The 13148-nt window shown below is 52.7% G+C and carries 14 protein-coding genes; 10 read left to right on the top strand and 4 right to left on the bottom strand.

Annotation, left to right across the window (positions count from 1 at the left end):
• The first annotated feature begins 88 nt into the window (after positions 1 to 88).
• From thsB to DESMU_RS06355, 4 genes are all read left to right on the top strand, one after another.
• Positions 89 to 1738, top strand: coding sequence for a thermosome subunit beta (gene thsB, locus DESMU_RS06370; RefSeq protein ID WP_013562770.1), 1650 nt, complete (start codon positions 89 to 91; stop codon positions 1736 to 1738).
• Between the two features lie 152 nt (positions 1739 to 1890).
• The gene (ahcY, locus tag DESMU_RS06365) at positions 1891 to 3147 is read left to right on the top strand and encodes an adenosylhomocysteinase (protein WP_013562769.1); all 1257 of its coding nucleotides are present in this window, start codon (positions 1891 to 1893) and stop codon (positions 3145 to 3147) included.
• Positions 3148 to 3167: 20 nt separating this feature from the next.
• Positions 3168 to 3656, top strand: coding sequence for a PUA domain-containing protein (locus tag DESMU_RS06360; protein ID WP_013562768.1), 489 nt, complete (start codon positions 3168 to 3170; stop codon positions 3654 to 3656).
• On the top strand, positions 3656 to 4390 hold the full coding sequence (locus DESMU_RS06355; RefSeq protein WP_013562767.1) for a proteasome assembly chaperone family protein: 735 nt from the start codon (positions 3656 to 3658) through the stop codon (positions 4388 to 4390). The genes DESMU_RS06360 and DESMU_RS06355 overlap by 1 nt, the downstream gene beginning before the upstream one ends.
• On the opposite strand, the gene tgtA is transcribed toward DESMU_RS06355, so the two are convergent.
• Together tgtA and DESMU_RS06345 are read right to left on the bottom strand one after the other, a co-directional pair.
• Complete coding sequence (gene tgtA / locus DESMU_RS06350; RefSeq protein WP_013562766.1) at positions 4347 to 5909, bottom strand: tRNA guanosine(15) transglycosylase TgtA; 1563 nt, start codon at positions 5907 to 5909, stop codon at positions 4347 to 4349. The genes DESMU_RS06355 and tgtA overlap by 44 nt on opposite strands.
• Positions 5910 to 5912: 3 nt before the next feature.
• Positions 5913 to 6362 carry an Lsm family RNA-binding protein gene (locus DESMU_RS06345; protein ID WP_013562765.1) on the bottom strand — a complete coding sequence of 150 codons (450 nt, stop codon included), beginning with the start codon at positions 6360 to 6362 and terminating at the stop codon, positions 5913 to 5915.
• Between the two features lie 79 nt (positions 6363 to 6441).
• Here DESMU_RS06345 and DESMU_RS06340 point away from each other — a divergent pair, with 79 nt between their 5' ends.
• Positions 6442 to 6795: a DNA-directed RNA polymerase subunit G gene (locus DESMU_RS06340; protein WP_013562764.1), complete on the top strand. Its 354-nt coding sequence runs from the start codon at positions 6442 to 6444 to the stop codon at positions 6793 to 6795.
• A 126-nt stretch (positions 6796 to 6921) separates the two neighbouring features.
• Here DESMU_RS06340 and DESMU_RS06335 read toward each other — a convergent pair whose 3' ends face one another.
• Together DESMU_RS06335 and DESMU_RS06330 are read right to left on the bottom strand one after the other, a co-directional pair.
• Positions 6922 to 7518 carry a YiiX/YebB-like N1pC/P60 family cysteine hydrolase gene (locus DESMU_RS06335; RefSeq protein ID WP_013562763.1) on the bottom strand — a complete coding sequence of 199 codons (597 nt, stop codon included), beginning with the start codon at positions 7516 to 7518 and terminating at the stop codon, positions 6922 to 6924.
• A 119-nt stretch (positions 7519 to 7637) separates the two neighbouring features.
• The gene (locus DESMU_RS06330) at positions 7638 to 8168 is read right to left on the bottom strand and encodes a hypothetical protein (RefSeq protein ID WP_013562762.1); all 531 of its coding nucleotides are present in this window, start codon (positions 8166 to 8168) and stop codon (positions 7638 to 7640) included.
• Between the two features lie 428 nt (positions 8169 to 8596).
• Here DESMU_RS06330 and DESMU_RS06325 point away from each other — a divergent pair, with 428 nt between their 5' ends.
• From DESMU_RS06325 to fbp, 5 genes are all read left to right on the top strand, one after another.
• Positions 8597 to 8812 (top strand): 30S ribosomal protein S17e, encoded by a 216-nt coding sequence (locus tag DESMU_RS06325; protein WP_013562761.1) that lies wholly within the window; start codon positions 8597 to 8599, stop codon positions 8810 to 8812.
• Entirely contained in the window at positions 8805 to 9317 is a 513-nt protein-coding gene (locus tag DESMU_RS06320; RefSeq protein WP_013562760.1) for a hypothetical protein, read from the top strand. Before DESMU_RS06325 ends, DESMU_RS06320 begins: the two co-directional genes overlap by 8 nt.
• Before the next feature lie 266 nt (positions 9318 to 9583).
• Positions 9584 to 9874 carry a DNA-directed RNA polymerase subunit M gene (locus tag DESMU_RS06315; protein WP_013562759.1) on the top strand — a complete coding sequence of 97 codons (291 nt, stop codon included), beginning with the start codon at positions 9584 to 9586 and terminating at the stop codon, positions 9872 to 9874.
• 227 nt (positions 9875 to 10101) lie between these two features.
• A complete protein-coding gene (locus DESMU_RS06310; RefSeq protein ID WP_013562758.1) occupies positions 10102 to 11910 on the top strand; it encodes a ribosome biogenesis/translation initiation ATPase RLI in 1809 nt (602 codons plus the stop codon).
• A gap of 89 nt (positions 11911 to 11999) precedes the next feature.
• On the top strand, positions 12000 to 13148 hold the full coding sequence (gene fbp / locus DESMU_RS06305; protein ID WP_013562757.1) for a fructose-1,6-bisphosphate aldolase/phosphatase: 1149 nt from the start codon (positions 12000 to 12002) through the stop codon (positions 13146 to 13148).

Here is a 13148-nt window from a genome sequence, read left to right as displayed (position 1 = left end):
ATGATCCTTTAAACAACCATTGAAGAAAAATTTATATAGAAGCCCTTCCATGAGATACCAGTGGATTCTATTGTGCGTGGTGATTGCAATGGCGGTTGAACCCACGGGCATACCCGTGCTGATATTGAAGGAGGGCACCCAGCGAACAACTGGAAGAGATGCTTTGAGAACAAACATACTGGCTGCAAGAGCCATCTCAGAGATGATTAAGACCACGTATGGCCCGAAAGGCATGGATAAAATGCTGGTCGACGCCCTCGGCGATGTAACGATAACCAATGATGGTGCGACAATCCTCGACAAGGCTGAGATACAGCATCCAGCAGCAAAGATGCTTGTGCAGGTTGCTAAGAGCCAGGACAGCGAGGTTGGCGATGGAACAAAGCGTGCTGTAATACTGGCAGGCGAGCTCTTAAAGTACGCTGAGGAGCTACTCGACAAGAACATTCATCCAACAGTGATAATCTCCGGTTACAGGATGGCGATGGAGGAAGCGTTGAAGATACTGGATCAGATGGCTGAGCCAATAGACTTGAACAACGAGGAGCTGTTGAGGAAGGTCGCGAGAACATCCCTCACAAGCAAGGCTGTGCATGATGCACGCGAGTTCTTCGCGGACATAGCTGTTAAAGCAGTGAAGCAGGTGGTTGAGAAGAGGGGCGACAAGAACTACGTTGACCTAGACAATATTCAGATAATAAAGAAGTATGGTGGAGCACTACTGGACTCCATGCTCGTCTACGGCATAGTCCTCGACAAGGAGGTAGTGCACCCAGGCATGCCGAGAAGGGTTGAGAACGCTAAGATAGTACTGCTCGACGCACCACTAGAAATAGAGAAACCCGAGATAGACGCCGAGATAAGGATAAACGACCCCGAGCAACTGGAGAAGTTCCTGCAGCAGGAGGAAGAGATCCTGATGAAGATGGTTGACAAGATAGCGAGCGTTGGGGCAAACGTGGTGGTCTGCCAGAAGGGTATCGATGAGGTTGCACAGCACTTCCTCGCGAAGAAAGGCATACTCGCAGTGAGAAGGGTGAAGAGAAGCGACCTGGAGAAGCTTGAGAGGGCGACAGGCGGGAGAATAGTCAGCAACATAGAGGACTTGACGCCGGAGGACCTCGGCTACGCTGCACTAGTAGAGGAGAGGAAGGTTGGAGAAGATAAAATGGTGTTCATAGAGGGATGCAAGAACCCGAGGTCTGTCAGCATAGTGATAAGGGGCGGCCTAGAGAGGCTGGTCGATGAGGCTGAGAGAAGCATCAGAGACGCCTTGTCAGCTGTGGCAGACGCCCTAAGGGATGGAAAGGTAATACCCGGCGGTGGAGCAGCTGAGATAGAGTTGGCCAAGCACATAAGGAGGCTGGCTACAAGGGTTGGAGGCAAGGAGCAGCTTGCCATAGAGGCTTTCGCAAAGGCTCTCGAGGGACTCGCCGTTACACTAGTCGAGAACGCTGGATTAGACCCCATAGACATGGTGATGAAGCTGAGGGCTGCACACGAGAGGGAGGACGGCAAGTACCTGAGCATAGACTTAGCCACCGGGGACCTCGTCAACATGAGGGAGAAGGGTGTAATAGAGCCTGTCAGCATACTGGCGAACGCTATAAAGGCTGGTACAGAGGCCGCGACAATAATAATGAGGATAGACGACGTCATAGCGGCCAGCAAGCTTGAGAAGGGTAAGGAGGAAACCGGTAAGAAGCCCGGCGAAGAGGAAAAGGAGAAGGAGGATTAGAGGCGTCCACGTTTTTTAACGGCTTCCGTAAGGCTAACACATTCCTGGCATCAATCCAGCAGCCTGCTCCCTGATTCCTCTTCTAAAACCATCTTTCACCAGTTCATATTATTAAAGCCCGGGCTCCATGAGGTATGAATGGTGGATGAGAAATGGATTACAGGGTTAAAGACCTCTCCCTAGCAAGCCAGGGAGCCGCCAAGATATCCTGGGCCGAGCAAAACATGCCTGTACTGATGCTGCTGAGGAGAAAGTATAGTGAAGCCAAGCCGTTTAAAGGAGTAAGGGTAGGGGCCGTCCTCCACGTAACCAAGGAGACAGCCGTGCTTATGAAGGCTTTCATCGACGCCGGCGCCGAGGTGGCCCTAGCCGGCAGCAACCCTTTATCCACGCAGGATGACGTGGCAGCAGCCCTCGTAGAGTACGGTGTACACGTGTATGCTTGGAGGGGTCAGTCAGGGGAGGAGTACTACTGGTGCCTCGAGAAGATAGTTGAGTGGAGACCCCAGATAGTGCTGGATGACGGTGCAGACCTACATGCACTCATACATGAGAAACACGTACAACTGGCTAGCAGCATAGTTGGAGGCACAGAGGAGACGACCACCGGGGTCATAAGGCTCAGAGCCCTGGAGAGAGAAGGGTTGCTCAAGTACCCGGTGATAGCTGTAAACAACGCGTACACGAAGCACATGTTTGACAACAGGTATGGGACGGGGCAGAGCACCTTCGACGGGATACTGAGGGCAACCAACATGCTTATAGCGGGTAAGGTAGTCGTGGTAGCCGGCTACGGCTGGGTGGGCAAGGGGATAGCGGCCAGGGCAAGGGGGCTCGGTGCCAGACGAGTCATAGTGGTAGAGGTCAACCCGATTAGAGCGCTTGAAGCAGTCTACGATGGTTTCGAAGTAATGCCTATGAGTGAAGCCGCCGAGGTAGGCGACATCTTCATAACGGCCACAGGCAACAAGGCTGTCGTGAGAAGAGAGCATTTCGAGAAAATGAAGAACGGTGCAGTCCTAGCTAATGCTGGACACTTCAACGTCGAGGTATGGATACCCGACCTAGAGGCACTCTCCAGATCCAAGAGGCAGATACTGCCATATGTGACAGAGTACGAGTTAAGTGACGGTAGGAGAATATACCTGCTCGCCGAGGGCAGACTAGTGAACCTGGTGGCAGCTGAAGGGCATCCAAGCGAGGTCATGGACATGAGCTTCGCAAACCAGTTCCTTGCATCACTCTACATGTTGGAGAACAAGGGTAGCCTGCCTTTGAAAGTCATGAATCCCCCGGTGGAGCTAGATGAAATGGTGGCGAGGCTGAAGCTGGAATCCATGGGTATCCGGATAGACTCCATGACAAGGGAGCAGGAGGAGTACGTTAAATCATGGAGACACGGCACCTGAGCCGCTGGCAGGGGCTCTAAATGGGGCTCGTTAAGCGGAAGCCCAGTGGCACCGAGCTCCTTGAGCTAAGGGGGATAGCGAGGCTCCAATTCGGCGTCGGCGACGAGTTCATACCTGAAGACATCGAGGTCGCAGTAAGCCCCAACACGTTTAAAATACGCATGGTGCTGCTGAACGATTCAAGGTATCTAACCATCAGGGCCGGCGACTACAGGTTCAACCTACACGTGGCGTCAGGGAGGGTTTTAAACACCATGCTGCCGCATCCCAGGCTACGCGTCTATGTGAAGGAGGACTACGTGGGTTTCGTGGCTAAGGGAGGCAACCTCTTCTGTAAACACGTGTTGATGGCCGACCCAGACATAGCTCCCAATGACGAAGTACTAGTGGTATCCCCCCGGGGGGAGCTCATAGCGGTTGGCAGGGCAATCGTGCCCGGCCGTGAAATGGTTTACTATAAAAGAGGGGAGGCTGTTAGAGTTAGAGAGGGAGTGGAGGAGGAGAGCTAATGATATCCTTCATCAAAACCGGCAGCATAGACCTAAGGGAGCTCGAAGCCCCATACCTGGTGACAGGATACCAGGGCTTCGGGATGGTGGGCTACCTGACAACCAGGCACATAGTCCGGGAGCTCAAGCTTCAGAAAGCAGGCTTCATTAAAACCAGGTACATGCCTGAATTCACCCTGTACAGCAGGGATCGTGGACTAGTATACCCCTTCGAAGTGTACGCTGGGAGAGCAGGCGGCAGCAACATAGTTGTCGTCCTCCATAATGCGACGCCCGCTGAGAGGGAGAGAACCATGTACGCTGAATACCTGGCCTCACTGGCCAGGGATCTAGGCGTTAAAGAAGTAATACTGGTAGGCGGGCTCGACCCAAGCATCAGGGAGGATGAGAAGGAGAAGTACAGGTGGATACCCATAGGGGATACAGGGATAAGGCTTGACGCGAAACTCCTCGAGGATAGACATGTAATAGGGCCACTGGCCTTGACAATGGTGTTCATGAACGCGTACGGGTTGAAGGGGGTCACTATACTCTCATACACTGAGCTATATAGGCCGGATCCGAAGGCGAGCGCCGTAGCGGTTGAGGTTGTAGGAGACATACTCGGAGTGAAGATAGATACCTCGTCCCTTCTAGAGGAGGCATCAATAATAGAGGCTATTGAGGCCGAGAGAGAGAAAGTCGAGAAGGCTATTGAGGAATCAGAGAGGAAATCTCGTTTATCCTACATATAGCCAGCTTCCCCTTTAAAACCGGGGAGGACTCCACGAGCCTAGCATATAGTTCCCTATCAAACCATCCCGACTCAACAACCACTATCTTATCGAAGCCTCTTCCAGCGAGATCCATGAAGACCCCTCTAATCCTTTCAAACGGGATATCGCCCCTGGAAAACCTGGATTCATGCTGGTAGAACGGGTAGGTCGACGCCAGCTCCGGCGGCACCACGCCCAGGAAGGGATGGAGGAAGACTATCCTCACACTCCCATTACCCTTATACTTCTCTGAGACCACAGCATACTCCTCCTGGCTTGTATACGGCTTCCTGTAGGCTGGGATAACCACCAGGTATCCCCTGCCACCGGGCTGCCCAAGCATTCCAAGAACCCTTGAATACGTGGACTCCACTCTAGGGTTATACGCCGACGACCTGTCAACTATCAGCAACGCTCTCGCATCGGGCTTGGTCAACGGGTTGTACCGCTTCAATAAATCCCTGTGCTTCACGAGAACCCTGAATGCTTCGCGGAGGCTTGGATGACCCCTGCTCCGGTGCTCAAGCATCTCCCATAGCCTGCCCTCCATTATCGCCTGCCTAATGCTCCTCAACTCCTTGGCCAGCATGTAGAGGTTGTGGAGTGCCAGCAGTCTAACCCTCTCCCGTCTAGGTAGTTCAAGAAGCTCCCTCACAGTGTAACGGCTGCAGACAGGGCAGTTGCATGGGAGGTAATGGAGGTCCCTTATGCTCCTAGTACCGGTTTCAACCATGTATCTCTCGTCGCGAGCATACAGTATGTAGCTGGCTGAATCAAACAGGTCGCCGCCCGCTGCGACGAGGAAGGGGAGGATCATTGGGTGTCCTACCCCGAATACATGTATCGGCTTACCCGGGGGCAGCGTGATCCTTGCCAGGAGAGTTAGCTCAACTATCTTTGAGTAACTATACCTCTCGAGGAGAACCGTGGGCGATCCCACAGCATACACGCTGTACACTGGGAGCCTCCACGCCAGTATGGAGGATCTCAACACTAGATCCCTGTAGGGGAGTCCCTGGATCGGTAGGGTCCACAACTGGTCGCTCCCAGATATCAGTGGTGAGGCTTCAACAGCCCTCCTGTAGGTCTCGTAGACGCTTTCAACAGCCTCCCTGTACGAGGCGTTATTGCCAGTGGGCTTGTCGAGTATCACCCCGATGTCCACGCCTATGTCCCTCTGGTAGGCGACAATAGTCCTGTTATCTACCTCGACATCCCCGTAGACGAGAACCTGGTATCCTCCCGAATCCGTCATTATGGTTTTATCCCATTTCAGCTCACCGTGTATGGGTTTGACAACCCCCTTATTCCTCTTGTAGAACAGGTACGCGTTCGTTATTATCCCGTTGAAACCCAGCTCTAGGAGCTTGTCAAGTGAAACCTCCTGCTTCAATGGGTCTACAACGGGAAAAAGATAAGGTGTCTCGATGACGCCGTGCCTAGTGGTAAGGCGGGCCAGCCTGCCCGCTAGGTCGTATTCCCGGGGCTCGAAAAACACCTCTTATCCCTGTACAAGCTTCCTCCTGTACTCCATGTACTTCTTATAAATGCTGTGAAGGGTTTCAGCTATGGGGCCTGAGCCTATTACGCCGTCCTCGCCGACCCTGTAGCGTCCCTGAACCTCTACAACCCTTGCCTCCGGTATCACCTTAACCATGTGATCCGGGATCTTCATCTCCCTGAGCACCCATTCCTTGAACTCCTCCGGGTTGAAGAGGGGCTCCTCCATTATCACTATCTCCGAGATCCTCTCTCCCTTTATCATTACTCTTGGAACCCTGTTCCCCTTCTCGTCTACGGCACTCCTCAACATGATGTTGAGGCCTGGGTGATCGAAGCCTACTAGTACACCGTCATAGTATCGTCCATCGCTCAGTACCACACGTATCTTCTTATCTATCATTGATGCGAGCTCGCTGACAAGCCTCCTGGAAGCGTCGACAACCGACATACACAACCACCAAAGCTTATTAACACACTACAAGCCTTTAATTACATAGCATCCCGGAAAATAAAGACAGGTGTTCCAGATGCTCAGAGACGAGTGCGTTGTAAGCGAGGTGCAGCAACTGAGGACGCCGAAGGTCTACCGGTTGAAAACCACCTGTAGCGATGGCCTAGCCATAGAGGTTGAACTCCACGAGGATGTCATCGCACAGCCGAGGATCAGCTCGAAGGTCAGGATCAACGTGTCGGGAAGCAAGGAGGAGTGCCTTGGAAACGATTTCTGCGCACATGGATACGTGGTCTCCGGGACTGAGATAGGGGGCCTCCACAGGGTTGTAATATCCCTGGGTGGACTACTAGTGATCCTTAAGTCTCCCCGGCCACTAGAGTTCAAGCCCATGGATAAAGTCTACGTCGGGCTAACCATCACAGGTTAACCCGCCTACTCCTCGAGAACCCTGGTTTTAAACAAAGCGTTTCCTCTTCCCTCTACTCATCAACCAGCATAGGCTATAGTACCTCAATCTAAAAAAAGTGGTGTTTCCGCTGGGGGAAACACGTAGCTAAGCGGAGTGATAGTATATAATGTAGGTGTCGCCGTCATCATATATCTCCTGGGGTGCAACCGCGTACAGGTACTTCAGGGAGAACCCTGGGTTAGCATCAATGTCTGGGCCTCCCACCGCCTTGTAGCTGGCCCAGACGAGCTCTGAGCAGTAGTAGCTGCTCCCATAGACCTGCTTTGTGTACAGGCCCCAGTCATATGGTTTCCCCAGCTGCGATAGAGCAAAGGCCACAGCCCTTGAACGAATATAGTCGGTTGTAGCAACCCTTAGAACAGCCACGGTGTCATACCTGGATAGGAAGCTCTTCAACGGGTTCAACTGTACTCCTCCATCAGGCAGGGATTCAACCACTATCCAGTCGCCTCTGGCACTGTCGAACCACACGACCATACCTACATGGCTCCAGTAACCCGGGATCAGCTTGCTCGTTAAATCAGGTGAGTGGCCTATCACTATGTCGCCCGGGCGAATGCCCGAGGGGTATGGATGCGTGTAGACGCCCTCGCTCTTATATATTGCTGCAACAGCCGGTTGAAGCGTTGTCAACAAGGAGACCAGGGTGATCACGAGCAGTATGCTGCTCGCACTCCTCATCGAACCCACCATAATCCCTCCAGAATACATACTTCTCACGGGCTTTAAAAACGTGACGCACCGGTATCACTGCCCGGCCTCCTCCTGTAACTGGAAGCCCTGTTTCTCAAGGAAGGAGGTCAGCCACCCTGCCTCCAGCACTCCCTTAATAGCTCCCTCAGCCTCACAAGCCTCGTCGCAGTCCCAACATCTATTGAGAGGGCTTGGGAGACCTCTCTCCCAGTGAACGATGCTCCGGCATTCCGCTCCAGCTCCAATAGCTTATCGTATAGTTCTCTATGCACAGCCCAGTGGCTCACCCTGCCTTCTCCGAGGGAGACAACTATGTATGCGTCTCCAAGCTGAATAATGTACACGCCCCCCGTGATACACGTGGAGAGTCTCAGCTCCTCAACATGCCTGGCGAACCCCCTGCTGACATAGTATCTCCCCCCTGCCTCCTCAACAACCCCGCTTTTAAGAAGCCACCACAATGCTCTTTTAACGAGCTGCGTCCTCAAACCCGTCATACTCCTCAGGTCGTCGAGTGTAGCACCCTGGGATGAATATATCAGGTAGATGAAGGGGTAGAGCCATGGATCAGCCATCACTATGGAATATAGGAGCCCCCTGTAATCAGTTCTCTCATCACGTGGCTTAACACTGCCCAATTGATGACACCGTGAAGCATTCCTCACAAAGATATTGATCCCAACCCTGATACATGTTTTTAAACATCCCTGCGAAACAGTACGGTGCACTAGTCATGGTGACTGAGCAATTATAGGGGGAGACACTGTACACGTTGACCCTGCTCGCATAGGTGATAATAGCCGTCTACCCGCTCACCCGGTACACGTATGGTTTGATGGCTAGGTGAGGCACCCCAACAGGCTACACGCTGGCTGGCGCAATTGGTTTAACCTCAGCTATACTGGCAACCCTAGTGGAGCACTTCGAGATACATGAGAAGATCGACAACATAACTATCCCGGTGGTAAGCTTCACCACCCTACTGTGCTTCAGGCTCCTGTAGTCTCAAGCTTTAAAAGTCCTCCACATGATTTGTTAAACCGGGTAGTGCTGAGAGTGAGCGGTTATGGGCAAGGTTAGGATAAGGGTTGTCAAAAGGACTGCACGCGAGCTATTGGAGAAGTACCCGGAGCTGTTCACACGTGACTTCCAGCATAATAAGACAGTTGTATCTAAGCTGGTTGAAACCCGGTCAAAGAAGATACGGAACCTTATAGCGGGATACGTTACACACCTCGTGGCTGTCCGCGCTAAGCGTGAGGCCATGGCGAAGCATGAGTAGGAATACTATTCTCGAGTTCTCCCGCCTCGGAGACGGATTATACCGCGTGTTCTTCCTCGGTAGAAGCATATACCTGGAAATGTATCTCTGCCGTAAGAAGCATGGATCCCTTGGCGAAGAGGTTTCAGAACTGGGATTGGAGGGTGCTGCATCAATAATCCCTAGAAGCATGGTGTCAAACCCTTCTCAAATCGTTCAGGGAGCAATACACTTATCCATATACGGGGATAAGCTCTCCAGGTTCAGGAACAAGGGGCTACTGTTAATGATGCTTTCAACAGGCCATCAACAGTTGTCCACGCTACTCCAGGAGGCTGAGAAAAGATTCCTGGAGGATGAAGAATACTACTTGGTTAAAGTGTACACGGGTGGAGGCAGCGACCACGCCGTATCCACCATGGTGAGGAAGCCTGGGAACTGTAGAATCGTTGAAACACCCCTATGCAGCGAGGATTGCGCAGGACTCCTGGTAAAAAACCTTTATGCCCTACTCGCACTGGTCTAGGGGCCCTACCACTCTTCCTCTTCCCATTCCTCCTCTTCCCACTCCTCTTCCTCCCATTCCTCCTCCCATTCCTCTTCCCACTCTTCCTCGAGCCACAGCTTCACTACGCTGCACCTCTCCGCATCTCAATTATTTCTGGGATTGGAGGGGTATTTAAATAAACACGGGGGCTCCGAGCCCTCCACGTGTTCGATAGCCGTGTCCAAACCTTTATAACCCGGTTTAACCAGCAATAGTTAAGACGTGTGTCTACTGTGGTGAGATGAATGGTCAAGTTCTGCCCGAGGTGCGGGGGGCCACTGGTACCAGTTAAAAAGGATGACGAAGTAGTCCTGAAGTGCAACAGGTGCGGCTACGAGGCGAAGACCGATGTCAAGAAGGAGAGGTATGGTGTTAAATACCAGGTTGACGCTAGCAAAAGGGTTGTAACCGCGCAGGCCACTGAGGCCAAGGAGGCTAAGCTCTCGCCTGAGGAAAGGGAGATACTTAGAGAGTACTACGAGGTCCTACTCGAGGAGCTTGAACAGGAGGAAAGCGAGTCCGAGGAGTCGGATTAAAGCCTTATACACTGTGCCTCAGCTGCACATCCCTCCTCATCGAGTCCTCAGAGCCGTCACCACTCATCATGCCTCAAGCACATAGTGCTTGAAGACCCAACTATGCTTGTTGCACTCACACCTTATTAACTTGCAACAGGTAATAAAGCACAGTGAGCCCGCGACGCATACACTGGCGTTGTCCTCATCCATGGGCGCTGCACGCGTGCTTCAAGGGGGTTCGAGGAATGGTTAGGGTTGCAGTAGTAGATAGAAACTACTGTAAGCCGGATAAGTGTAGCCTGGAGTGCATCAGGTTCTGCCCTGTGAACAGGGGGAGGAGGAAGAAGGCCATAGAGTTAAGCGGCGACAACAAGTATGTCGTGATAAGCGAGGATGCATGTATAGGCTGCGGCATATGCGTTAAGAAGTGCCCGTTCCACGCTATATCAATAGTCAACCTCCCGGATGAATTAGAGAAGACACTGGTGCATAGGTACGGGGAAAACATGTTTAAACTATACAATCTACCGGCTCCAAGGACAGGCAGCATCCTGGGCGTGGTCGGCAGGAACGGTGCGGGGAAATCCACCAGCATCAAGATACTCGCCGGGCAGTTGAAGCCCAACCTAGGCAACTATAGTAGTCCACCTGACTGGGACACCGTGATAAAGTACTTCAGGGGCACCGAGCTCCAAGCCTACTTCACGAAGCTGGCCAGCGGCGAGGTCAAAGCGGTTGTGAAGCCACAGTACATTGAGGCGGCTAGAAGGATCCTGAAGGGCACTGTGAGAGAACTCATGGTGAGAGCGGATGAAAGAGGACTGTGGCGCGAAGTAGTGGACGAGCTCAACCTATCCCACCTCCTCGAGAGAAGGGTCGACGAGTTAAGCGGTGGAGAACTACAGAAGTTCCTTGTCGCAGCCGTGCTCGTGAAGAACGGTAACGCATACTTCTTCGATGAACCCTGCAGCTACCTGGATATCAGGGAGAGGATCAGGGTGGCCAATGTGATCAGGGAGTTCAGCGACTACGCCAGGAACTACGTGGTGGTGGTTGAACACGACTTAATGGTGTTGGACTACATGAGCGACAATATAGTGGTAGTCTACGGTGAACCCGGCGTATACGGCGTGGTGTCAAAGCCCTACGGCACGAGGACAGGCATAAACCACTATCTGAAAGGATACCTGCCAGCCGAGAACATGAGGATAAGGGAGGATGAGCTCAGGTTCAGAATCCAGGTGCAGGAGAGGAAGACTGAGACAGGAGCCTACCCGGTGCTTAAATGGGATGCAATGGTCTTCCAATACGAGTCATCAGGCTTCAGGCTCACAGTGGAACCCGGCGACGCTTACACTGGAGAGGTGCTCGGGATACTTGGCCCCAATGGAGTCGGTAAGACAACATTCCTTAAACTCCTCAACAGGGAGGCTGAGCCATTAGAGGGAGCTGTCCTGATATCCGCTGAGAAGATAAGCGTTAAGCCACAGGAGTTATCGCCCCGAGTATTCAGCGAGGAGACCGTTATGGCTAACCTTAAGTCGGCTTCGCCGGCAACCCTGGATCCATCCTCCTGGATCTATCATGAGCTCGTGAGGAAGCTCGGGTTGAACAGGATGCTGGAGAGAAGGGTCGACGAGTTAAGCGGTGGAGAACTACAGAAGCTCGCCGTGGCAGTGGCGCTCGCCAGGGACGCTGACCTCTACTTCCTAGACGAGCCCTCCGCCTACCTAGATGTCGAGGAAAGGATCAGTGTGGCGAAAACCATTCGTAGAATAGTCGAGGAGAAGGGTAAGACCGCGCTGGTCGTGGAGCACGATCTCCTAGTACAGAACTACATCTCGGATAGGGTTATGGTTTTCCTAGGGAAGCCGGGTGTCGAGGGCCATGCACACAGCCCGGTCAGCCTAAGGGAAGGGTTTAATAGGCTGCTCAGGGAACTAGACATAACTGTTAGGAGGGATAGTGAGAGCGGGAGACCCAGGATAAATAAGCCTGGCTCGGTTATGGATAGGGAGCAGAAGGCCCGCGGGGAATACTATCTGCCTGATTAATCTTTTAATCAATTAATTAAATATTCTAATACATGGAGCCAAAAAGATTTATTAGTTTTTCACATAGATAATTAAAAACGGTGCGAATCATGTGTGCGAAGGTAACACTCTCAGTTATTAAAGCAGACCTAGGCAGTATTGCAGGCCACCACATGCCCCACCCCGATCAACTAGCCGTTGCAACAAAAATACTGGCTGAAGCCAAGCAGAAGGGTTTGATAATAGACTTCTACGTAACCCACGTAGGCGACGACATCCAGTTAATAATCACCCACAACAAGGGACCCGACCACCCAGACATCCATGGGTTAGCATGGGACGCCTTCAAAGCAGCCACCAAAGTAGCCCGTGAACTCAAACTCTACGCGGCCGGCCAAGACCTCCTCTCCGAAGCATTCTCAGGCAACGTTAAGGGCCTAGGGCCCGGCGTAGCCGAGTTGGAAATGGAGGAGAGGGAGGCCGAGCCCGTGGTGACGTTCCACGCTGATAAAACCGAGCCAGGAGCCTTCAACCTCCCCTTATTCAGGATATTCGCGGACCCCTTCAATACGGCGGGACTAGTGATAGACCCCAAGATGCACGACGGCTTCGTCTTCGAGGTATACGATGTCTTCGAGGGCCGGAGCGTGCTATTGAAGTCGCCTGAAGAAATGTACGATATCCTCGCGTTGATAGGCACCCCTGGGAGATACATTGTGAGAAGAGTATACAGGAAGAGCGACAACCTGCTGGCAGCAGTTGTAAGCGTGGAGAGATTGAACCTCATAGCAGGCAAGTACGTTGGGAAGGATGACCCAGTAGCAATCGTGAGAGCACAGCACGGGCTACCCGCCGTAGGCGAGATCCTTGAAGCATTCAGCTTCCCCCACCTAGTGGCGGGATGGATGAGGGGCAGCCACAACGGGCCATTAATGCCCGTCCCCATGAGGTATGCTAGAGTAACAAGGTTCGACGGTCCGCCGAGAGTCATAGCGCTTGGATGGAACATCTCCAACGGGAGGCTAATAGGGCCGGCAGACCTATTCGACGACGTGGCCTTCGATGAAACAAGGAGGCTGGCGCAGAACATAGCCGAGTACATGAGGAGGCACGGCCCCTTCATGCCGCATAGACTGGGACCCGAGGAAATGGAGTACACTACCCTCCCAGCTGTACTGGAGAAGTTGAAGGATAGATTCGTCAAAAGCGAGGAAGTCAAAGTGGTCAAGAAGCACAGCGACATGTTATCCGGGAGCTGA

This window comes from Desulfurococcus mucosus DSM 2162 (assembly GCF_000186365.1).
In the GTDB taxonomy this organism is placed as follows: domain Archaea; phylum Thermoproteota; class Thermoprotei_A; order Sulfolobales; family Desulfurococcaceae; genus Desulfurococcus; species Desulfurococcus mucosus.
The sequence above is the reverse complement of the archived record's forward strand: the minus strand, read 5'-3'. Positions and strand labels throughout refer to the sequence as shown.

What these genes read in the sequence shown, in the direction of transcription:
- thsB (WP_013562770.1), top strand. Translation starts at nt 89, where the DNA reads ATGGCGGTTGAACCCACGGGCATACCCGTGCTGATATTGAAGGAGGGC.
- ahcY (WP_013562769.1), top strand. Translation starts at nt 1,891, where the DNA reads ATGGATTACAGGGTTAAAGACCTCTCCCTAGCAAGCCAGGGAGCCGCC.
- DESMU_RS06360 (WP_013562768.1), top strand. Translation starts at nt 3,168, where the DNA reads ATGGGGCTCGTTAAGCGGAAGCCCAGTGGCACCGAGCTCCTTGAGCTA.
- DESMU_RS06355 (WP_013562767.1), top strand. Translation starts at nt 3,656, where the DNA reads ATGATATCCTTCATCAAAACCGGCAGCATAGACCTAAGGGAGCTCGAA.
- DESMU_RS06345 (WP_013562765.1), bottom strand. Translation starts at nt 6,362, where the DNA reads ATGTCGGTTGTCGACGCTTCCAGGAGGCTTGTCAGCGAGCTCGCATCA.
- DESMU_RS06340 (WP_013562764.1), top strand. Translation starts at nt 6,442, where the DNA reads ATGCTCAGAGACGAGTGCGTTGTAAGCGAGGTGCAGCAACTGAGGACG.
- DESMU_RS06335 (WP_013562763.1), bottom strand. Translation starts at nt 7,518, where the DNA reads ATGAGGAGTGCGAGCAGCATACTGCTCGTGATCACCCTGGTCTCCTTG.
- DESMU_RS06325 (WP_013562761.1), top strand. Translation starts at nt 8,597, where the DNA reads ATGGGCAAGGTTAGGATAAGGGTTGTCAAAAGGACTGCACGCGAGCTA.
- DESMU_RS06320 (WP_013562760.1), top strand. Translation starts at nt 8,805, where the DNA reads ATGAGTAGGAATACTATTCTCGAGTTCTCCCGCCTCGGAGACGGATTA.
- DESMU_RS06315 (WP_013562759.1), top strand. Translation starts at nt 9,584, where the DNA reads ATGGTCAAGTTCTGCCCGAGGTGCGGGGGGCCACTGGTACCAGTTAAA.
- DESMU_RS06310 (WP_013562758.1), top strand. Translation starts at nt 10,102, where the DNA reads ATGGTTAGGGTTGCAGTAGTAGATAGAAACTACTGTAAGCCGGATAAG.
- fbp (WP_013562757.1), top strand. Translation starts at nt 12,000, where the DNA reads ATGTGTGCGAAGGTAACACTCTCAGTTATTAAAGCAGACCTAGGCAGT.